At 68.4% G+C, this 19,843-nt stretch carries 19 protein-coding genes; 7 read left to right on the top strand and 12 right to left on the bottom strand.

Translation table 11 applies throughout. The annotated features are described in order from the left end of the window. Positions 1 to 37: 37 nt before the first annotated feature. Together dnaE and rnhB are read right to left on the bottom strand one after the other, a co-directional pair. Positions 38 to 3,541 (bottom strand): DNA polymerase III subunit alpha, encoded by a 3,504-nt coding sequence (gene dnaE, locus BM214_RS08320; RefSeq protein ID WP_090485560.1) that lies wholly within the window; start codon positions 3,539 to 3,541, stop codon positions 38 to 40. Positions 3,542 to 3,686: 145 nt separating this feature from the next. Continuing rightward, on the bottom strand, positions 3,687 to 4,283 hold the full coding sequence (gene rnhB, locus BM214_RS08325) for a ribonuclease HII (RefSeq protein ID WP_090485563.1): 597 nt from the start codon (positions 4,281 to 4,283) through the stop codon (positions 3,687 to 3,689). Between the two features lie 161 nt (positions 4,284 to 4,444). Here rnhB and BM214_RS08330 point away from each other — a divergent pair, with 161 nt between their 5' ends. From BM214_RS08330 to BM214_RS08360, 7 genes are all read left to right on the top strand, one after another. After that, complete coding sequence (locus BM214_RS08330) at positions 4,445 to 4,654, top strand: DUF2281 domain-containing protein (RefSeq protein WP_090485566.1); 210 nt, start codon at positions 4,445 to 4,447, stop codon at positions 4,652 to 4,654. After that, positions 4,651 to 5,052 (top strand): type II toxin-antitoxin system VapC family toxin, encoded by a 402-nt coding sequence (locus BM214_RS08335; RefSeq protein ID WP_090485569.1) that lies wholly within the window; start codon positions 4,651 to 4,653, stop codon positions 5,050 to 5,052. Before BM214_RS08330 ends, BM214_RS08335 begins: the two co-directional genes overlap by 4 nt. A 199-nt stretch (positions 5,053 to 5,251) precedes the next feature. Then, positions 5,252 to 6,217: a Gfo/Idh/MocA family protein gene (locus BM214_RS08340; RefSeq protein WP_090485572.1), complete on the top strand. Its 966-nt coding sequence runs from the start codon at positions 5,252 to 5,254 to the stop codon at positions 6,215 to 6,217. A gap of 62 nt (positions 6,218 to 6,279) precedes the next feature. Next, positions 6,280 to 7,377, top strand: coding sequence for a DegT/DnrJ/EryC1/StrS family aminotransferase (locus tag BM214_RS08345; RefSeq protein WP_090485576.1), 1,098 nt, complete (start codon positions 6,280 to 6,282; stop codon positions 7,375 to 7,377). Next, a complete protein-coding gene (gene lpxB / locus BM214_RS08350) occupies positions 7,374 to 8,567 on the top strand; it encodes a lipid-A-disaccharide synthase (protein ID WP_280521888.1) in 1,194 nt (397 codons plus the stop codon). The genes BM214_RS08345 and lpxB overlap by 4 nt, the downstream gene beginning before the upstream one ends. Positions 8,568 to 8,578: 11 nt before the next feature. Next, positions 8,579 to 9,457: a PH domain-containing protein gene (locus BM214_RS08355; protein WP_177217628.1), complete on the top strand. Its 879-nt coding sequence runs from the start codon at positions 8,579 to 8,581 to the stop codon at positions 9,455 to 9,457. Then, positions 9,454 to 9,639, top strand: coding sequence for a hypothetical protein (locus BM214_RS08360; protein WP_090485582.1), 186 nt, complete (start codon positions 9,454 to 9,456; stop codon positions 9,637 to 9,639). The genes BM214_RS08355 and BM214_RS08360 overlap by 4 nt, the downstream gene beginning before the upstream one ends. Before the next feature lie 9 nt (positions 9,640 to 9,648). Here BM214_RS08360 and lpxA read toward each other — a convergent pair whose 3' ends face one another. The 10 genes from lpxA to frr all read right to left on the bottom strand — a co-directional run bounded on the left by lpxA (position 9,649) and on the right by frr (position 19,841). Next, positions 9,649 to 10,449 carry an acyl-ACP--UDP-N-acetylglucosamine O-acyltransferase gene (lpxA, locus tag BM214_RS08365; protein ID WP_090485585.1) on the bottom strand — a complete coding sequence of 267 codons (801 nt, stop codon included), beginning with the start codon at positions 10,447 to 10,449 and terminating at the stop codon, positions 9,649 to 9,651. Beyond that, a complete protein-coding gene (gene fabZ / locus BM214_RS08370; RefSeq protein ID WP_207146506.1) occupies positions 10,446 to 10,895 on the bottom strand; it encodes a 3-hydroxyacyl-ACP dehydratase FabZ in 450 nt (149 codons plus the stop codon). Before fabZ ends, lpxA begins: the two co-directional genes overlap by 4 nt. A 164-nt stretch (positions 10,896 to 11,059) precedes the next feature. Beyond that, on the bottom strand, positions 11,060 to 12,091 hold the full coding sequence (gene lpxD, locus BM214_RS08375; RefSeq protein WP_090485591.1) for a UDP-3-O-(3-hydroxymyristoyl)glucosamine N-acyltransferase: 1,032 nt from the start codon (positions 12,089 to 12,091) through the stop codon (positions 11,060 to 11,062). A 13-nt stretch (positions 12,092 to 12,104) separates the two neighbouring features. After that, on the bottom strand, positions 12,105 to 12,638 hold the full coding sequence (locus tag BM214_RS08380) for an OmpH/Skp family outer membrane protein (protein ID WP_090485593.1): 534 nt from the start codon (positions 12,636 to 12,638) through the stop codon (positions 12,105 to 12,107). Positions 12,639 to 12,697: 59 nt separating this feature from the next. Then, a complete protein-coding gene (gene bamA / locus BM214_RS08385; protein WP_090485596.1) occupies positions 12,698 to 15,010 on the bottom strand; it encodes an outer membrane protein assembly factor BamA in 2,313 nt (770 codons plus the stop codon). 6 nt (positions 15,011 to 15,016) lie between these two features. Then, positions 15,017 to 16,381: an RIP metalloprotease RseP gene (gene rseP, locus BM214_RS08390; RefSeq protein WP_090485599.1), complete on the bottom strand. Its 1,365-nt coding sequence runs from the start codon at positions 16,379 to 16,381 to the stop codon at positions 15,017 to 15,019. Next, the gene (ispC, locus tag BM214_RS08395) at positions 16,378 to 17,583 is read right to left on the bottom strand and encodes a 1-deoxy-D-xylulose-5-phosphate reductoisomerase (RefSeq protein ID WP_090485602.1); all 1,206 of its coding nucleotides are present in this window, start codon (positions 17,581 to 17,583) and stop codon (positions 16,378 to 16,380) included. Before ispC ends, rseP begins: the two co-directional genes overlap by 4 nt. Before the next feature lie 108 nt (positions 17,584 to 17,691). Beyond that, positions 17,692 to 18,516, bottom strand: a complete 825-nt coding sequence (locus BM214_RS08400) for a phosphatidate cytidylyltransferase (protein WP_090485606.1) — start codon at positions 18,514 to 18,516, stop codon at positions 17,692 to 17,694. Further along, positions 18,509 to 19,261 carry a polyprenyl diphosphate synthase gene (gene uppS / locus BM214_RS08405; protein ID WP_280521889.1) on the bottom strand — a complete coding sequence of 251 codons (753 nt, stop codon included), beginning with the start codon at positions 19,259 to 19,261 and terminating at the stop codon, positions 18,509 to 18,511. Before uppS ends, BM214_RS08400 begins: the two co-directional genes overlap by 8 nt. A 22-nt stretch (positions 19,262 to 19,283) precedes the next feature. Continuing rightward, positions 19,284 to 19,841: a ribosome recycling factor gene (gene frr, locus BM214_RS08410; RefSeq protein WP_090485610.1), complete on the bottom strand. Its 558-nt coding sequence runs from the start codon at positions 19,839 to 19,841 to the stop codon at positions 19,284 to 19,286. Between the last annotated feature and the right edge of the window lie 2 nt (positions 19,842 to 19,843).

Consider the following 19,843-nt stretch of genomic DNA (forward strand, 5'->3'; position numbering starts at 1 on the left):
GGCCATTGTACACGGGGCGCCGGCGCAGAAAAGTGCCTCACGGATAGCGCACCCGCACCCCGTCCTCCCCCAGCAGCCCCTTGAGGCCTTGCAGGAGTTCCTCGCTGGGGCGTACCTGCCAGCCTTCGCCGAAACGCAGGCGGGCCCGCGCCTCCTGGTTGCAGTAGTCCAGGACCACGGCGCACTGGCCGTTGCGGTGGGGTTCCAGATGGGTGCGCAGGTGCTGTGCCAGCTCCGGCGTGGCATTGCCGTTCACCGCCAGGTCCAGGCGCCGGGCGAAGTGCTCCCGGGCCTGGTCCAGGTCCATGAGCTGGCGGCAGCGCAGACGCACGCCGCCGCTGAACTCGTCGATGGCCGCGCCCCCCTCCACCACCAGCAGGCGGTCCTTCACCAGGAGATGGCGGTAGCGTTGGTAGTCGTCGCCGAACAGGGCCACCTCCACGCGACCGCTGCGGTCGTCCAGGGTGAGGAAGGCCATGCGTCCGGACTGGCCGTTGCGGGTGCGGATGGCCACCATCAGGCCCGCCACCACCACCGTCTGCTCCCGGTGGCGCCCCCGGCCGGGGGGGGCATTGCCGCCGTCCTGACCGTTGTCCCCGGACAGGTCCGCCAAGAGGTCAGCGATGCGCTTTTTCGTCATCTGCGCCAGTTCCCGCTCGTAGCGCAGGATGGGATGGCCGGTGAGATAGAGCCCCAGGGTCTCCTTCTCCGCCAGCAGGCGGCTCTCCTCGTCCCACTCGGGCAGGATCTCGGTCTCCGGGGCCTCGGCCCGGGGCGGTTCCACCACGCCGAACAGGTCCCCCTGACCCACGCTCTCATCCCGCAGGTGCTGCTCCGCCCGGGACATGGCCTGGGGCAGGCGGTGCATGAGGGTGGCCCGGTTGGGGCCGATGGAATCCAGGGCCCCGGCCCGGATCAGGGCCTCCAGGGTGCGGCGGTTGATCTTCTGGGAGTCGGCCCGCAGGCACAGGTCGTCCAGGTCACGGAAGGGCCCGGCCTGGGCGCGCGCCTCCAGCAGCACCTGGATGGCCGATTCCCCCACCCCCTTGATGGCCCCGAGGCCGTAGACGATGGTGCGCGCGTCGCGCACCGTGAACTCGTGGCTGGAGGCGTTCACGTCCGGCGGGATCACCTCCAGGTCCATGGAGCGGCATTCGTCGATGAGATGGACGATCTTGTCCGTGTGGTCCATGTCCGCCGAGAGCACCGCCGCCATGAAGGCCGCCGGGTAATGGCACTTGAGCCAGGCGGTCTGGTAGGACAGCAGGGCATAGGCCGCGGAGTGGGACTTGTTGAAGCCGTAGCCCGCGAACTTCTCCATGAGGTCGAAGATGTAGGTGGCCGTGGCCTCGTCCACCCCCTGTTCCAGGGCCCCCTTGAGGAAGATCTCCCGCTGCTTGGCCATCTCCTCGGGCTTTTTCTTGCCCATGGCCCGGCGCAGCAGGTCGGCGCCCCCCAGGCTGTAGCCCGCCAGCACCTGGGCGATCTGCATCACCTGTTCCTGGTAGAGGATGACGCCGTGGGTGGGCCGCAGGATGGGCTCCAGGGCGGGATGGGGATAGTGCACCTCGGCCCGGCCGTGCTTGCGGTTGATGTAGTCGTCCACCATCCCCGACTGCAGCGGACCGGGGCGGTACAGGGCCACCAGGGCGATGATGTCCTCGAAATCGTCCGGCTGCAGGCGCTTGATCAGGTCCTTCATGCCCCGGGATTCCAGCTGGAAGACGGCGGTGGTCTCCTGACGCTTGAGCAGGCCGAAGGTGTCCGGGTCGTCCAGGGGGATGGCGTTGATGTCCGGGACCTGATCGGTGGAGGCCCCGATGTTGCGCACCGCCCAGTCGATGATGGTGAGGGTGCGCAGGCCCAGGAAGTCGAACTTCACCAGGCCGATGGCCTCCACGTCGTCCTTGTCGAACTGGGTCACCACCCCCTGGCCGCCGGGCTCGCAGAACAGGGGCGAGAAGTCCGTGAGGCGGGTGGGGGCGATGACCACCCCGCCGGCGTGTTTGCCGGCGTTGCGGGTCACCCCCTCCAGCTTGCGGGCCAGGTCGATGAGGGTGCGCACCTCCTCGTCGTCCTCGTAGCTCTGGCGCAGGTCCTCCTCCTGCTCCAGGGCCTTGTCCAGGGTCATCCCCAGTTCCATGGGGATCTGCTTGGCGATGCGGTCCACGAAGCCGTAGGGATGGCCCAGGACGCGGCCCACGTCCCGCACCACCGCCTTGGCGGCCATGGTGCCGTAGGTGATGATCTGGGAGACCTTCTCCCGGCCGTAGCGCTCGGCCACGTATTCGATGACCCGGTCCCGCTTCTCCATGCAGAAGTCCACATCGAAGTCGGGCATGGAGACGCGTTCGGGGTTGAGGAAGCGTTCGAACAGGAGTTCGTAGCGCAGGGGATCCAGATCGGTGATCTTCAGGGCGAAGGCCGCCAGGGAGCCGGCTCCGGAACCCCGCCCCGGCCCCACCGGCACGCCGTTGTCCTTGGCCCAGCGGATGAAGTCGGCCACGATGAGGAAGTAGCCGGGGAACCCCATCTGGCAGATGACGTCCAGCTCCCGCTCCAGACGCTCGTGGTAGGGGCGGGCCCGTTCCTCCCGCTCCGGGGTGTCCTCGGGGATGAGGACCCGCAGGCGTTCCTCCAGCCCCTCCCGGGCCTGGCTGCGGAAATAGGCATCGGTGGTCATGCCCTCGGGGATGGGGAACTGCGGCAGGTGGTTCTCCCCCAGGGTCAGGGTCAGGTTGCAGCGGCGGGCGATCTCCACCGTGTTCTCCAGGGCCTCCGGGATGTCCTGGAACAGGTCCTGCATCTCCTGGGGTGTGCGCAGGTACTGCTGGCGGCTGTAGAGCCGCGGGCGGCGCTCGTCGTCCAGCACCCGGCCGTCGTGGATGCAGACCCGGGCCTCGTGGGCGTCGAAGTCCTCCGCGCGCAAGAAGCGCACGTCGTTGCTGGCCACCACCGGCAGGCCCATGCGGGTCGCTAGATCCACGGCGCCATGGAGGTAGTCCTCCTCCCCTTCCCGGCCGGTGCGCACCAGTTCCAGGTAGAAGCGGTCCGGGAACAGGGCCGACCAGTGGGCGCAGGCCTCCATGGCCGCCTCGTCGTGGCGGGCGAGCAGGAGGCGCCCCACCTCCCCCTCGCGTGCGCCGGAGAGGGCGATCAGGCCGCGGCAGGTCTCCGGCGTGAACCAGTCCCGCTGCAGCACCGGGCTGCCGCTGTCCTGGCCCTCCAGGTAGGCGCGGCTCACCAGCCGGGTGAGGTTACGGTAGCCCTCGTCGTCCTGGCACAGCAGCACCAGGCGGGTGGGCGGGTCCGTGGGCTGCTGCGCCGTCACCCGTACATCCACCCCGGTGATGGGCTTCAGGCCGGCCCCCAGGGCGGCCTTGTGGAACTTCACCATGGCGAACAGGTTGTCCTGGTCGGTGACGGCGCAGGCGGGCATCCCCGATGCCCGGCAGGCCTCCACCAGGGGGCCGACCCGGACCAGGCCGTCCACCAGGGAGAACTCGGAATGCACGTGCAGGTGTACGAATCGGGGGGTCATGGATCCAGGGATCGGCTTGCGGGGCCATCGGGGAGGCGGGGATTGTCGCCCGTCTTGCGGGACGACTCAAATCCATCCCGACAGACGTTGCCCAGGAGATATGTGGGCCTCCCTACGAGGCCGTGAAAGCCCCTGTCCCGCGGGCTCATCCCTGGCCGGCGGCGCGCACCGGGGCAAAGCTGCGGCGGTGGCAGGGACTGGGGCCGAGACGGGCCAGGGCCGCGCGATGGGCGGCGGTGGGATAGCCCTTGTGTCCGGCCAGGCCGTAGCCGGGGTAGCGGGCATCCAGTTCCACCATGAGACGGTCCCGGTGCACCTTGGCGAGGATGGAGGCGGCGCCGATGGCGGCCACGCGGCGGTCCCCCCCCACCACGGCCCGGGCCGCACAGGGCAGATCGGGGCAGCGGTTGCCGTCCACCAGGACCAGGCTCGGGGCCCGGGCCAGCCCCTCCACGGCCCGGCGCATGGCCAGGAAGGTGGCCTGCAGGATGTTCAGCCGGTCGATCTCCTCCGGGTTGCAGATGCCCAGGGCCCAGGCCAGGGCCGTTTCCCGGATCACCCCTTCCAGGGCCTCGCGGCGGGCGGGGGTCAGGGTCTTGGAATCGGCCACCCCGTCCACGGGGCGGGCCGGATCCAGGATCACCGCGGCGGCCACCACGGGTCCGGCCAGGGGGCCCCGGCCCGCCTCATCCACACCGGCCACATCGGGCCGCACCAGACCAAGATCTGCATCGCACGCCAAAAGCGGGGCTCTCCCATGGGAAACGCAGCGGATGGATGGGATCGGCGGCCGTCGCAACGCCCGGGGGCGCCTTATGTTGGCGACGGGGATCCCGTAAAATGGGCGGGAAATTCTAGCATACGGCCCGGCGCTGTCCGGCCACGCCTCTTTGGTGAACACCGATGCGTATTGAAACCCAGGTACTGGAGCGCATTCGCGCCCTGCCGCCGGAACAGCAGGAAGAGGTGCTCGATTTCATCGAGTTCATCCGCTCGCGCAGGCCGATTCCTGCAAAGGACAGACCCATGGGCCTGTGCAAGGGGGAATTCAGGGTACCGGATGACTTCGATGCCCCCTTGCCTGATGAGGTCCTGCGCGATTTCGAGTCATGAACCTGTTGATCGATACCCACATCTTCCTGTGGTACATCACTGACGACGCACGCCTCTCCCCCGAAATCGCGCACGCCATCCGCCGACCGGAGAATCAGATCCACCTGAGCGCCGTTTCCCTTTGGGAATGTCTCGTCAAACATCAACTGGGCAAGCTCCCACTGCCACAGGCCCCGGAAGCCTATCTGCCTTTGCAAAGGCAACGACATGGAATCGCTTCCCTTGATCTGGATGAAGCCAGCATCCGCCATCTGGTCAAGCTGCCCGCATTACATCGCGACCCCTTCGATCGCATGCTGATCTGCCAGGCCATTGAACACGCCCTGGTCCTGGTGACCATGGACGAGGCCATCCGCCGTTATCCGGTGACCCTATTCGAGGTGGGGAGTCAGGGATAGGGTTTCCCGCACTCTGCGTTGGAAGCGGCCCAGGCCATGCGGGGTACAGGCATCGTCCCGGAAGAGACCGGCGGTGTGGCCGCCTTATGCCGCCTTATGTTGGCGACGGGGATCCCGTAAAATGGGCGGGAGATTCTAGCACATGGCCCGTCCCACGCTGGCGCCGTCTAATCCACACGCATTACACCGGAACTGATCCATGCACCCCATCCGATGCGCCGTCATCGGCGTCGGCTACCTTGGCCGTTTCCACGCCCAGAAATACGCCGCCGCCGATCATGCCCAACTGGTCGCCGTGGCCGACACGGATCCCGAGGCCGCCGCAAGGGTGGCGGCGGAATGCGGCTGCCGCGCCGTCACCGACTACCGCGAACTGCTGGGGGAAGTGGATGCGGTGAGCATCGTAGTACCCACCACGCTGCACTACGAGGTGGCCCGGGAGTGCATCGCCCACGGCGTGCACGTCCTGGTGGAGAAGCCCATCACCCGCACGGTGGCGGAGGCCGCGGAACTCAACCGGCTGGCCCGGGAGAAGAACGTGTGCCTGCAGGTGGGGCATCTGGAGCGTTTCAACGCCGCCCTCATGGAGGTGAGCCGCCGCCCCACCCCGCCCCTGTTCATCGAGTCCCACCGGCTGGCCCCCTTCAAGCCCCGCACCACGGACGTGAACGTGGTCCTGGATCTGATGATCCACGACATCGACATCATCCTGGACATGGTGCGCTCGCCGGTGAAATCCCTGGCGGCCAGCGGGGCCCGGGTGCTCTCCGATGCCCTGGACATCGCCAATGCCCGCATCGAGTTCGACAACGGCTGCGTGGCCAACGTCACCTCCAGCCGGGTCAGCCTCAAGAGCGAGCGCAAGATGCGCATCTTCCAGAAGAACGCCTATGTCTCCATCGACTTCCAGAACCGGGGCCTGTCGGTGCACCGGCTCGGGGACCGGGAGGCCTTCCCGGGGATCCCGGAGATCACCAGCGAGAACACCGTGTTCGAGGAAGGCGACGCCCTGAAGGTGGAGATCCAGGCCTTCCTGGAGGCGGTGCGCGGTGAGGCGCCGGTGGTCGTCAGCGGCGAGGACGGCCAGCGGGCCCTGGAGACGGCTATCCGCATCAGCGAGCTGCTCCATGGCGAGGCCCCCGTGCTGGGGCAGTCCGCGCCCTGACCCCGTGCCTCCCGCCCTGCGGGCACCCATTATCCAGACGAATTGATGAAGAAGGATTGCGCATGATCCCCATGGTTGACCTCAAGGCCCAGTACGCCCATCTCAAGGCGGAGATCGACGCCGCCGTGCAGGGGGTGCTGGCCGACACCCGTTTCATCCTGGGCCCCAATGTCCAGGCCCTGGAGTCGGAACTGGCGGCGTATCTGGGGGTGGAGCACGCCGTCACCTGCGCCTCGGGCACCGATGCCCTGCACCTGGCCCTGCGGGCCGCCGGCATCGGCCCCGGGGACGAGGTGATCACCACCGCCTTCACCTTCATCGCCACCGCCGAGGCCATCCGCTACGTGGGCGCCACGCCGGTGTTCGTGGACATCGACCCGAAGACCTTCAACATCGATCCCGAGCGGGTGGAGGCCGCCATCACGCCCCGCACCCGGGCCCTGCTGCCGGTGCACCTGTTCGGGCAGCCGGCGAACCTGCACGCCCTGTCGGACCTGTGCCAGGCACACGGTCTGATGCTCATCGAGGACTGCGCCCAGTCCTTCGGCGCCACCCTGGACGGGCGTCAGACGGGGGCCTTCGGGGATTTCGGCTGCTTCAGCTTCTTCCCCAGCAAGAACCTGGGGGCCTTCGGCGACGGCGGTCTGGTGACGGCGCGGGACGCAGAACACGCCGCCCTGCTGCGCAACCTGCGCAACCACGGCAGCGACGTGCGCTATCACCATGACCGCATCGGCTACAACAGCCGCCTGGACGAGATGCAGGCGGCCATCCTGCGGGTGAAGCTGCCCCATGTGGATGACTTCAACGCCCGCCGCCGGGCGGTGGCCCAGCGTTACCACGCAGGCCTTGCAGAGAGCGGCGCCACGCCCCCCTTCGAGGACGGCCTGGGGGTGCATGTCTTCCACCAGTACACCCTGCTGAGCGAGCACCGCGACGCCATCATGGCCGCCCTGCAGAAAGCGGAGGTGGCCTCGGCCATCTACTACCCCATCCCTTTGCACCGGCAGAAGGCCTTCGCCGACATCACCGCCGGGGTGGACCTGCCGGTGACCGAGGACGTGGCCGCCCGCTGCCTGTCCCTGCCCATCCACCCCGAGCTGCCCCTGGAGACGGCGGACCGCATCGCCGCCCGGGTGCGGGAGGCGGCACCGCGGTGAACACCCGCCCCCGGCACATCATGGTGGTGGCCGGAGAGGCCTCCGGGGACCAGCACGCAGCGGAGATGGTGCGCGCCCTGGAGCGATTGCGCCCGGGGAACCGCTACTCGGGCATGGGCTGCGACGCCCTGGCGGCGGCGGGCACGGAGCGGATCGTGGACGCCCGGGACCTGGCCGTGGTGGGCCTGTGGGAGGTCCTGGCCCACTACCGCGACATCCGCCGCGCCCTGGACACCCTCAAGGCCCGGCTGCGGGCGGACCCGCCGGACCTGCTGGTGCTGGTGGACTACGTGGAGTTCAACCTGCGCCTGGCGCGCACGGCCAAGGCCCTGGGGATCCCGGTGCTGTTCTACGTCAGCCCCCAGGTCTGGGCATGGCGCGCGCGGCGGGTGCGGCGCATCGGCGAGGTGATCGACGCCATGGCGGTGCTGTTCCCCTTCGAGACGGAATTCTACCAACGCCACGGCATCCCCGTGCGCTACGTGGGCAACCCCCTGGTGGACACGGTGCGCCCCGGCGCCCCGCCGGAGGTGATCCGCCAGGACCTGGATCTGGACCCGGAGGCTCAGGTGGTGGGCCTCCTGCCCGGCAGCCGCAGGGGCGAACTGCGCCGCCACCTGCCGGTGATGATGCAGACCTGCCGCTGGCTGCGCCGGCGCCATCCCCGGGTGCAGTTCGTCCTGCCCCTGGCCCCGGGGGTAAACGTGGAGCGGGATGTCACCCCCCATCTGGACCCGCAACTGGGGATCCGCCAGGTGACGGGGCGCACCCACGATGTGCTGGCCGCCAGCCACACCCTCATCATCGCCTCGGGCACGGCCACCCTGGAGGCGGCCCTGATGGGCACCCCCATGGCCATCCTCTATCGGGTCTCGCCGCTGACCTACGCCGTGCTCAAGCGCATGCTGCTGATCCGGGACATCGGCCTGGCCAACATCGTCGCCGGCGAACGCGTGGTGCAGGAATTCGTCCAGTCCCGGGCCCGGCCCGAGGCCATCGGGGCCGAGGTGGAACGCCTGCTCACCGATCCGGACTATCATCAACAGGTGTGCCAGGGACTGGCCCGGGTGCGCGCGCGCCTGGGCGATGGCGGGGCCTCGGAGAACGTGGCCCGCATGGCCCTGGAACTCATGGACCACGGGCGGCTGCTGCCGTCCGGCAATGCGTCCCCCACCACTGAGGCATCATGATGGCCGCAGCCATGAACGACACCGAACGTCCCAGCCGGCGCCGCTGGATCCCCCTGACCCTGGCGGGGACTACGATCCTGACCCTGGTGGGGGCCCTGGCCCTGCCGGGACAATCCGCCCTGGTCTCCCTGGTGCTGTTCATCTTCCTGTTCCCCTGCACCCTGATGGTCCTGCTGGTGCGCTGGTGGCCCCGGCGCCACTGCCGCACCCTGGAGGGGGGCGCCCGCTGGCGGCGGCGCCTCTACTTCGCCGCCGCCGCCTTCCTGCTGGCCGCGGTGGTGAACCTGCTGGGGGGCATGCGCTTCTTCGGCACCGCCGTGGGCACCACGCTGCTCACGGCGGGGACGCTGCTGCTGCCCCCGGCCATGGTGCTCACCCTGCTGGCCTTCTCCCTGAGCCGGGACGATCCCACCGAGGAATTGCTGGAGCCCGGCGAGGTGATCCGCTTCCATGCCGAGACCCACTGGGGGGTATTCCTGCCCTCCATCCTGCTCACCACCCTGGCCCTGGTGCTGGCCCTGGGGCCCTTCGGCCTGGGCGGGCTGTCCCTGGCGGCCATGATCTACCTGCTGCTGCTGCCCGGCCTGCTGGCCCGTGCCCTGACCACCTTCATCAACACGGAGGTGACGGTGACCGACCGCCATCTCATCACGGTCACCGGCACCCTCTGGCGGCGGCGGCACATCATCCCCCTGAAGGAGATCCAGGCGGCGGGGGTGTCCTGGGGATGGCTGGGGCGTCTGCTGCGCTACGGCAAGGTGGGGGTGATCTGCCATGATGAGACCAGCCTCAAGCTGTCCGGGCTGGCCGATCCCATGAAGGTCCAGGACCTGCTGGACCCCTTCAGGCCGGACCCGGAAGAGGCAACGCCGGTGGGAGGGCGGTCATGAAGGTGGAACTGCGTCTGGAGCTGGACGTGGACCTGACCCGCATCCGCCTCCGGGACGTGAAGGCCCTGGTGGAGCGCCTCTTCGCCGCCCGGGACATGGAGGCCATCCGGCGCATCCGCGTCCTGGACGTGCGCCTGGGGGAGCCAGAAGGCGGCGGGGACGACGCCCCCGGCAGCCGCTGATCCCCCGGCTCAGCCCTCGCCCCGGCGGGGGGCGGTGCGCACGATGCCCCGGTGCTTGTCCTGACTCTCGCGGATGAAGGCCACGAAGGCCGCCACCTCCGGGTGGGCCTGGGCCAACGGGGCCACGGCCTCCAAGCCGCGCTCCCGATCGCGCCCCCGCACCAGATGCTTGAAGGCGCGGTGCAGGGCGGACACCAGTTCCGGGGAGGCCCCCCGCCGCCGGAGCCCCACCTTATTGATACCCACCGCCCGGGCGTAATTGCCGGAGGCCAGGCAATACGGCGGCAGATCCCGGTTCAGGGCCGTGCCCATGCTGGTGAAGGCCTGGTCCCCGATGCGGCAGAACTGGTGCACCAGGGTAAAGCCGCCCAGCACCACCCGGTCCCCCACCTGGCAATGCCCCGCCAGGGAGGCGGCGTTGGAGAAGACCCCATGGCTGCCCACGCGGCAGTCGTGGGCGATGTGGACATAGGCCATGATGAGGTTGTCCGAACCCACACGGGTGCAACCGCCGCCCTTGGGGGTGCCGCGGCTCAGGGTCACGAATTCGCGAATGGTGTTGCGATCGCCGATCTCCAGGCGCGTGGGCTCACCGGCATAGCTCAGGTCCTGGGGGGCCTCCCCCAGGGAGGCGAACTGGAAGATCCGGCACTCCTCCCCCACCCGCGTACCCTCGCGGATGACCACATGGGGGCCGATATGGGTGCCGCGGCCGATCTCCACATCCGGCCCGATGACCGTGAACGGCCCGATGTGCACATCTTCCGCGATCCGCGCCCCGGGATCGATCACCGCCCGGGGGTCGATCATGATTCCACGTCCTTGCCGGCGCACATGAGACTGGCGGAGGCCACCACCTCGCCGTCCACCCGCGCCTCGCCGTTGAAGCGCCAGATGCCGCGCATGGTGCGCACATGCTCCACGTGCAGGTGCAGCTGGTCACCGGGCTCCACCTGACGGCGGAAACGGGCCTCGTCGATGCCCACGAAGAGATAGAGCTGTTGCCGATCGCCCCCCTCACCCCGGTGTTCCTGGGTCTTGAAGGCCAGCAAGCCCGTGGCCTGGGCCAGGGCCTCCAGGATGAGCACCCCGGGCATCACCGGCCGGATGGGGAAATGCCCCTGGAAGTAGGGTTCGTTGAAGGAGACGTTCTTGATGCCGTCCAGGTATTCACCGGGTTTGTACTCGGTGACCCGGTCCACCATCAGGAAGGGAAAACGGTGCGGCAGGCAGCGCAGCACCTCATGAATGGTCATCTGGTCCACGGATTGTTCCTGTTCTTTTCTGGGTCGATTCGGATCGGGCTCGTGATGGATTTGCAATTGGATTGCCAGGGAACCCCTGACGCCTTCCGTGGGGCATGATCCCGGTAGCGCCCGCCGCTTCTGGCCATGGGCGGAGGGGCGGACCTGCGCCGCGCTCAATCGCGCGCGTCCCCCTGCAGGACCCGCTCGATGCGGCGGATGCGCCGGAACAGATCCCCCAGGCGGCGCAGGTGGGCCAGGCTCCGGTTCCAATCGCCGGAGGGGGCCTGGGGTACCCCCGAGGAGTAGACCCCGGGGTCGGGGATGGAACGGGTCACCAGGGTCATGGCGGTGATGGTGACCCCGTCGGTGATCTCCAGGTGACCGAGGATACCGGCGCCGCCGCCGATGGCGCAGCCGCGGCCGATGCGGGCACTGCCCGCGATGCCGACGCACCCGGCCACGGCGGTGTGGGCGCCGATGCGCACGTTGTGGGCCACCTGCACCTGGTTGTCCAGCTTGACACCGTCCTCGAGGACGGTGTCCTCCAGGGCCCCCCGGTCGATGGTGGTGTTGGCCCCCACCTCCACGTCATCGCCGATGCGCACCCCGCCCACCTGGGGCACACGCACCCAGGCCTCGCCGTCCCGGGCGAAGCCGAAGCCGTCGGCGCCGATGACGGCCCCCGGCTGGATCAGGGCGCGGCGGCCCACCACCACGCCCCGGCCCAGGGTGACCCGGGCCTCGAGGCGGGAGTCCGCCCCCACGCGGCTGCCGGGTTCCAGGACACAGCCGGGGCCGAGGACGACACATTCTCCCAGTTCGCAGCCCGCCCCCACCACACAATGGGGGCCCACCGCGGCGGAGGGATGCACCCGGGCGCCGGGATCCACGTGGGCGGAGGGATGGATCCCCGGCGCAGGACTTGGCGGCGGGTGCAGCAGGCGCGCGGCCCGGGCAAAGCCCAGGTGGGGATCGTCACACACCAGGGCGGGCACGGGACACAGGGGCAGGTCCTCCGCCCCCAGGATCACCAGGCCGGCCCGCGTACCTTCCAGCGCCTGGCGATAGCGCCCCCGGGAGACGAAGGCCACCTGTCCCGGACCCGCCCGCTCCAGGGGGGCCACGGAGTCCACGCAGGCCCCTTCTTCCCCGCCGTGGAGCACGCCGCCCACCTGCACGGCCAGGGTCTGCAGGGTGACACCCATGCCGCCTTGGGCCTTATTCGCCGGAGGATTCGTATCGGCGGCGCAATTCCTCCAGGACTCGGCCGGTGATGTCCGCCCGGTCGCTGGCATAGACCACGGTGCGTTCGGTCACCACCAGATCCAGTTCATCCCGCTGGGCGATGTCGAGGATCACCGACTGCACCAGGCGCTGCACCCGGGCCAGTTCCTCGTTGCGCCGGGAGTTGAGATCCTCCTGGAACATCTCCTGGTTATGCTGAAACTCCCGGGAACGGTTACGGAATTCCCGCTGCAGCTCGGAGCGCTCGTCGCTGCCCATGATCTCCGCATCCCGCTCCAGGCGCTGCTGCATCTCCCGCAGGGCATCCCGCTCGGCCACCAGCTCCGCCTCCCGCGGGGAGAATTCCTGTTCCAGTTGTTTGAACAGGGCCTCCGTCTGCGGGCACTGCTCCATCACCCGGCTGATGTTGACGAAGGCCACCGCATCGGCGGCCAGGGTCACGGCGGGGACCGCCAGCAGGATGATGAGCCCCAGTACGTAACCCAGTGGACGGATATGCCTCTTCAATGTCTTTCTCCAGATGCTGCCCACCTTGGGCGGTGTCTTGGATCGGGATGCGGCCGTGGCTAGAACGAAGCGCCGATGTTGAACTGGAAGGTCTGCAGCTCATCATCGGGCTTGTCATTTAACGCTTCGGCCAGACTGAATGTCAACGCGCCCACCGGTGAGAGCCAGGTCCAGCCCACACCCGTGGAGAAACGGATCTCACCGGCCTCGAAGTCTTCGTAGGTGGGATAGACCTGACCGGCATCCAGAAAGATGCTCATGCGCATGTTGTCCGCCTCCTGCATGAAGGGGGGCGGGAAGATGAGTTCGGCGCCCCCCAGGAGGCGGAAGTTGCCGCCGTAGGGGTCTCCTTCACTGTCCCGGGTGCCCGGTGCCCCCAGGGTGTAGTCCTCGAACCCGCGCACGGAGCGGTATCCCCCGGCGAAGTATTTCTCGAAGAAGGGCAGATCCGAGGTGTCGCCATAGGCATCCCCATAGGCCACCTCCCCGGAGAGGCGCAGGACCAGGCGCTCGCGCAGGGGTAGATAATGCTGGTTGCGGTAGCTGAGCTTATAATACTCCAGATCGCTGCCGGGCAGGGACAGGTCCAGGCCGAGCCGCTGCAGGTTGCCCTTCTCGGCGAACACCGTGCGGTTGCGGGTGTCGTGGCTCAGGCTGGCCCCCAGGGTGTAGAGCTGATAGTCATTCCCTTCCCGGTCCAGGTAGTCGAAGATCTCGTCCGGCGTGTAGTCGGAGGTGATCACGTCCACCCCCTCGATCCCCGGAGTGATGCGGAAGGTGTCGTATTCCGTCAGGGGGATGCCGTAGGAGATGTCGGCGCCGAAGCGGTCCGAGGAATAGCGGGAGATATCCGCCTCGTAGGCGTCCGTCTCGCGGTAGTAGAGATTGAACCCCCGGCTGATGCCGTCGAGGGTGTAGTAGGGATTCATGTAGGACAGGCTGTAGACGGTGTTCACCTGGCTGTTGTTCAGGGTGACGGACACGCTGTTACCGGAACCCAGGAAATTGTCCTCCGAGAGGCTCATGTTGAGCAGCACACCGTCGCTCTGGGAGTACCCGGCGCCGATCATGAAGTTGCCCGACAGGCGTTCCTCCACGGTGATATCCAGGTCCACCTGATTGGATGATCCCGGCACGCGCCGAGTCTCCACGTTCACGTCCTGGATGTAGGGCAGGCGCTGCAGGCGCACCCGGGATCGTTCCACCCGTGAGGCGTCGTACCAGCCGGCCTCCATCTGGCGCATCTCCCGGCGCAGGACCTCGTCCCGGGTTCGATCGTTGCCGTTGAAGTGGATGCGGCGCACATAGACCCGCTGCCCGGGGTCCACGAAGAAGGTTAGGTCCACCTCGCCGTTTTCCTCGTCCACCTCGGGGATGGGATTGACGTTGGCGAAGGCATACCCCTCGTCCCCCAGACGGCGGGTCAGGGCCTCGGCGGATTCGGTCACCCGGCGGCGGGAGAAGATGTCCCCGGCCTCCACCTGCAGCAATTCCCGCAACTCGTCCTCGGCCACGATGAGTTCCCCGGCCAGCTTCACCTCACGGATGCGGTACTGCTCCCCTTCTTGTACGTTGATGGTGACGTAGAGGTCCTTGAAGTCGGGGGTGAGGGTGACCTGGGTGGAATCCAGGTTGAAGTTGAGAAAGCCCGAATCCAGATACAGGGAACGCAGGCGCTCCAGATCCCCCGAGAGGCGCTGCTTGGAATACTGGTCCCGCCGGCTGAAGGGGTTGTACCAGGGGGCGTTACCCGATTCGAAGCGGTCCAGGATGGTCTCGTCCGAATAGGTCTCATTGCCCACCACCCGGATGTCCCGGATGCGGGCCACCTGGCCCTCGGCGATGTCGATGATCACATCCACCCGGTTGCGCTCCAGGGGTTCCACCTCCACGTCCACCTGAACGTTGTACTTGCCCCGGGCGAAGTACTGCTGCAGCAGCTCGTTCTTCAGGCGCTCCAGCACGCCCCGGTTGAACACCCGGCCCCGGTCCAGCCCCACCTGCCGCAGGGCCTCTTCCAGTTGTTCGGTCTTGATGTCCCGGTTACCGCTGATGCGGACCTCGTTGATGGCCGGCCGTTCCTCCACGCGGACCACCAGGGTATCGTCGCGTCTGGAGAGGCGCACATCGGAGAAGAACCCGGTCTCGTACAGGGTCTGGATCACCTGTGGGCTGCGGCCGGGATCGAAGGTGTCCCCCACCTTTAGGGGCAGGTAGCTGTAGACCGTGCCGGGGGTGATGCGCTCCAGCCCCTCCACCCGGATGTCGCCGATGACGAAGCGGCCCTCTTCTTCGGCGTGCAGGGAGGCGGGGGCCACAATGGACAGGACCAGACCCGCGCCGGCGATGAGTCGTTGCACCTCAGGGGACATTCGGTTTCAACCCAGGATTCGCATGAAGTCGTTGTAGAGGGCCAGGGTCATGAGCATGGCGATCAGCGCCAGGCCGATGCGCTGCCCCACGGCCTCCACGGTCTCGGACACCGGGCTGCCCTTGACCAGTTCCACCGCGTAGTACAAAAGATGGCCGCCATCCAGCACGGGGATGGGCATGAGGTTGATGATGCCCAGACTCAGGCTCACCAGTCCGAGGAAACTGAGGAAGGCGCTCACCCCGATGAGGGCACTGGTGCCGGCGTACTCGGCGATGCTCACGGGCCCGGCGATGTTGCTCAGGGCGGCGTCCCCCGTGATCAGCCGTGCCATGACCCGCAGGGTCAGGGCAGACATCTCCCAGGTGCGGTCCAAACCCATCCACACGGCCGTGAAGGGGTCGTGACGGATCACCACCCGCATGGCCTCCGCTGCCGCCTCGTCTACCCGGGGATAGGCGCCAATGCGGCCCACAGTCTCGCCGTTCTCCCTCACCGCATCGGTATGCAGGGTGAGATCAAGCTCGCGGCCGTCGCGCCGGATGCGCAGCTGCAGGTCCTGATCCGGGCGGGCCTGGACATAAGCCACCCAGTCGTTCCAGTCCTGCAGGGGACGTCCGTCCACCTGCAGGATGCGATCCCCCGGACGCAGGCCGGCGCGGGCCGCCGCGCCGTCCGCCACCAGCTCCCCCAGCACCGGCTCGGACCAGGGGCGCCAGGGGCGGATGCCCAACTTGTCCAGCACCGTACCCTCGCCGGTGAGCAGATGCCGGCGTCCGTCCAGGTCCAGCAGCCGCACCGCCTCACCACCGCCGGAGGTACGCACCCGCAGCGCCAGGGAACCGCCGTCCATGCCCTCATCCAGCAGGGCCACGGCGGCCTGTTCCCAGGTACGCACCCGGGTATCCCCCACGGCCAGCAGCTCGTCCCGGGGCGCCACATCTGCCGCCGCGGCCACGGTACCGGGCTCCACGGCCCCCACCACGGGCTTCACGCCGCTCACCCCCAGGCTGTACATGAGGGCGAAGACGGCAATGGCAAAGAGGAAATTGGCCGCGGGCCCCGCCGCCACGATGGCGATGCGCCGCCCCACGGTCTGGCGGTTGAAGGCCCGGTGGCGTTCCGCCTCCGGCACCGGCGCCTCGCGCTCGTCCAGCATCTTCACGTAGCCCCCCAGGGGGATCGAGCCGAGGACATACTCGATGCCGTCCCGGCCGGCCACGCGCCGCCACAGGGGGCGGCCGAAGCCCACGGAGAAGCGCAGCACCTTGACGCCGCAACGCCGCGCCACCCAGTAGTGCCCGAACTCGTGCACGGTGACGAGGATGCCGATGGCCACCACGAAGGCGGCGATGCTCACCAGGAAGCTCATCGCCGCGTCGCACCGCCGATGCGGGTCACGGCCGCTCCCGCCGCCTCCCGTGCGGCCCGGTCCGCCTCCAGGATCTGCGCCAGCTCCAGGGCATCCCCCCGGGGGATCCCCTCCAGGGCCGATTCGATCACCCGGGGGATGTCGGTGAAGCGGATGCGCGCCTGCAGGAAGGCCTCCACCGCCACCTCGTTGGCGGCGTTGAGGATGGCGGTGGCGGTGCCGCCGGCGCGGAAGGCCTCATAGGCCAGGCGCAGGCAGGGGAAACGGTCCATATCCGGGGCCTCGAAGTCCAATCGCCCCACCCGCACGATGTCCAGGGGGTCCACCCCGGAGTGGATGCGCTCAGGCCAGGCCAGGGCATGGGCGATGGGGGTGCGCATGTCCGGGTTGCCCAGTTGGGCCAGGACGGAGCCGTCGCTGTAGGACACCATGGAATGGATCACGCTCTGGGGGTGCAGCACCACCTCCACCTTGTCGGGGGTGGTGTCGAACAGCCAGCAGGCCTCGATCAGCTCCAGCCCCTTGTTCATCATGGAGGCGGAGTCCACGGAGATCTTGCGCCCCATGACCCAGTTGGGATGGGCACAGGCCTGCTCCGGGGTCACCGCCTCCAGATCCTCCGCGGCATAGTCCCGGAAGGGGCCCCCGGAGGCGGTGAGCAGGATGCACTCCACCCCCACCCGTTCCAGGCCGTCGCCGAAGTCCCGGGGCATGCACTGGAAGATGGCGTTGTGCTCGCTGTCGATGGGGAGCAGTTCGGCACCGCTTTTGCGGATCTCGTCCATGAACAGGCGGCCCGACATCACCAGGGCCTCCTTGTTGGCCAGCAGCACCCGCTTGCCGGCCCGGGCCGCCGCCAGGGAAGGCAGCAAGCCGGCACCGCCGACGATGGCGGCCATGACGCAATGGGTCTGGGGCAGCCGCGCCACCTCCTCCAGGGCGTCGGCACCGGCCATGGCCTGGGTCTGCAGTCCGGCATCACGCAGGGCGGCGGCCAGCTCCCCCTCCCGGGCCGGATCGGCCACCACGGCGAATTCCGGGGTATGGACCCGGCACTGGGCCACCAGCCGCTCCACGTTGCCATTGGCCGTAAGGGCCACCACCCGGTAGCGCTTGGGGTGCCGGGCCACCACGTCCAGGGTATTGACCCCGATGGTGCCGGTGGCGCCCAGGACGGTGATGCCCATGGGGGAAGCGCTCATGTGAATCCTCTTCCGGTGTTCAATCGGTCGTGTCAAAGCCGGATCGCCCGGCCCTCCCCCTTGGCATTGCCGTGCCTGCCACCCCGGGGACGGGGGATCGTGAAGACGCTATCTTGCCACAAATCCGCCCCAGATCAGACCGGCAAGGAAGATGGGCGCGGCAGCGGTGAGGCTGTCGATGCGGTCCAGAACCCCGCCATGACCGGGCAGCAGGGTGCCGCTGTCCTTGGCCCCCGCCTCCCGTTTGAGCACGCTCTCGAAGAGGTCCCCGGCCACGGAGACCAGCACCGTGACCAGACACAGGAGTACGAAATAGACCCCCAGACGCGGGGTGACCCCCAGGGCCCACATCCCCAGCAGGGCCAGGGGCAGGGTCCCCAGGACGGCCCCCAGCAGCCCCTCCCGGGTCTTGCCGGGACTGATCTCCGGGGCCAGACGCGTGCGGCCGAAGCGCCGGCCGGTGAAATAGGCCGCGGTATCGGCGCCGGCGGTGAGCAGGATGAGATAAAGCACCAGCAGCGGCTGCACCTGGTGGAGCCATACCAGGGCGAGCCAGGCGGGGATCAGGGTCAGCCCCCCGGCCAGGGCGAACAGCAAGGGGCGCCGGGGGCCCTGCAGCAGGGGATGCCCGGGATGATAGACGGTCAGCCCCGCCACCACCAGCGGCCACCAGAGGACCGCCAGGGCCACGGGCCAGATCAGACCCTGGACGAACACCGACTGGGCACACCCCAGGGCCACTGCCCCCAGGGCGGTGACATAGAGGCCCCGGCGGGCACGGCCTTGCAGACCGCACAGGCGGCCCCATTCCCACGCCCCCAGGAGGATCACCCCCAGCATGGCGGCGGCAAAGGCCACCCCGGGCAACCAGAGCACTCCGGCCACCAGCCCGGCGGCCAGGAGCACGGCGGTGATCACCCGCTGCCTAAGCATCCCCGTTCCCCGCGATCTGTTCCTGGATGTGGCCGAATCGGCGCTGCCTGCCGGCGAAACAGGCGAAGGCCCGGTCCAGCTCGGTTTCGTCGAAATCGGGCCAGAGCACGTCGGAGAAATAGAGTTCGGTATAGGCCAGTTGCCACAGGAGGAAGTTGCTGATGCGCTTCTCCCCCCCCGTGCGGATGAAGAGATCGGGGTCCGGCAGTTGCGCCGTGGCCAGGTGCGATTCCAGCACCTGGGCCGTCACCGCCTGGGGATCCAGTTCGCCGGCATGGACGCGCTCTGCCAGACGCCGGGCGGCCTGGGTGATGTCCCAGCGCCCGCCATAGCTCACCGCCACCACCAGGTCCATGTGGTCGTTGCCCGCGGTGCGCGTCTCGGCCTCGGCCATGCGCTCCTGCAGACGTTCGGAAAAGGCGCTGCGATCACCGATGAAACGCAGACGGATGCCCTTTTCCACCAGCTCCGGGACCTCCCGGCCGATGGAACCCACGAACAGGTCCATGAGGGTCCCCACCTCGTGGCGCGGGCGGCGCCAGTTCTCGCTGCTGAAGGCGAACAGGGTCAGGACCTGCACGCCGCGGGCGGCGCATACGCGTACGGCCGTGCGCGCCGCCTTCACCCCCTGGCGGTGGCCCTCGGTGCGCGGCCGCATGCGGGCACGCGCCCAGCGGCCGTTGCCATCCATGATGATGGCCACGTGCCGGGGCACGCCTTCGAAGCTGGAGGAGAATTCCGTCACTGCCGGGACTGCGCCGCGCCGTTCAAACGGCCATCAGTTCCTTTTCCTTTTCCGCCAGGACCTTGTCCACCTCGGCCACGTACTGGTCCGTCAGCTTCTGGATCTCGTCCTGCCCCTTGCGTTCATCGTCCTCCGACAGGGTCTTGTCCTTGAGCAGGGACTTGAGTTCACCGTTGGCATCCCGACGGATGTTGCGGATGGCCACGCGGGCGTTCTCCGCCTCATGGCGCACCACCTTCACCAGCTCCTTGCGGCGCTCCTCGGTGAGGGCGGGCATGGGCACACGGATGACGGTCCCGGCGGTGGCCGGATTGAGGCCCAGATCCGAGTTCATGATGGCCTTCTCCACCTTGCCCACCATATCCCGCTCCCAGGGGGTCACGGTGAGGGTGCGGGCATCCTCCACGTTGACGCTGGCCACCTGGTGGATGGGCACCTCACTGCCGTAGTACTCCACATGGACATGGTCCATCAGGCTGGTGTGAGCACGACCGGTGCGGATCTTGGCCAACTCGTGACGCAGGGCCTCGATGCTCTTGCCCATGCGCGTGGCGGCGTCTTTCTTGATGGTATCCAGCATGT

This window comes from Ectothiorhodospira mobilis (assembly GCF_900114895.1).
Taxonomy (GTDB): Bacteria; Pseudomonadota; Gammaproteobacteria; order Ectothiorhodospirales; family Ectothiorhodospiraceae; genus Ectothiorhodospira; species Ectothiorhodospira mobilis_A.

Bases quoted from the DNA above. Each gene is read 5' to 3' on its own strand.
- dnaE (WP_090485560.1), bottom strand. From the start codon at position 3,541: ATGACCCCCCGATTCGTACACCTGCACGTGCATTCCGAGTTCTCCCTG.
- BM214_RS08330 (WP_090485566.1), top strand. From the start codon at position 4,445: ATGCGTATTGAAACCCAGGTACTGGAGCGCATTCGCGCCCTGCCGCCG.
- BM214_RS08335 (WP_090485569.1), top strand. From the start codon at position 4,651: ATGAACCTGTTGATCGATACCCACATCTTCCTGTGGTACATCACTGAC.
- BM214_RS08340 (WP_090485572.1), top strand. From the start codon at position 5,252: ATGCACCCCATCCGATGCGCCGTCATCGGCGTCGGCTACCTTGGCCGT.
- BM214_RS08345 (WP_090485576.1), top strand. From the start codon at position 6,280: ATGATCCCCATGGTTGACCTCAAGGCCCAGTACGCCCATCTCAAGGCG.
- BM214_RS08355 (WP_177217628.1), top strand. From the start codon at position 8,579: ATGAACGACACCGAACGTCCCAGCCGGCGCCGCTGGATCCCCCTGACC.
- BM214_RS08360 (WP_090485582.1), top strand. From the start codon at position 9,454: ATGAAGGTGGAACTGCGTCTGGAGCTGGACGTGGACCTGACCCGCATC.
- lpxA (WP_090485585.1), bottom strand. From the start codon at position 10,449: ATGATCGACCCCCGGGCGGTGATCGATCCCGGGGCGCGGATCGCGGAA.
- fabZ (WP_207146506.1), bottom strand. From the start codon at position 10,895: ATGACCATTCATGAGGTGCTGCGCTGCCTGCCGCACCGTTTTCCCTTC.
- lpxD (WP_090485591.1), bottom strand. From the start codon at position 12,091: ATGGGTGTCACCCTGCAGACCCTGGCCGTGCAGGTGGGCGGCGTGCTC.
- bamA (WP_090485596.1), bottom strand. From the start codon at position 15,010: ATGTCCCCTGAGGTGCAACGACTCATCGCCGGCGCGGGTCTGGTCCTG.
- rseP (WP_090485599.1), bottom strand. From the start codon at position 16,381: ATGAGCTTCCTGGTGAGCATCGCCGCCTTCGTGGTGGCCATCGGCATC.
- ispC (WP_090485602.1), bottom strand. From the start codon at position 17,583: ATGAGCGCTTCCCCCATGGGCATCACCGTCCTGGGCGCCACCGGCACC.
- BM214_RS08400 (WP_090485606.1), bottom strand. From the start codon at position 18,516: ATGCTTAGGCAGCGGGTGATCACCGCCGTGCTCCTGGCCGCCGGGCTG.
- frr (WP_090485610.1), bottom strand. From the start codon at position 19,841: ATGCTGGATACCATCAAGAAAGACGCCGCCACGCGCATGGGCAAGAGC.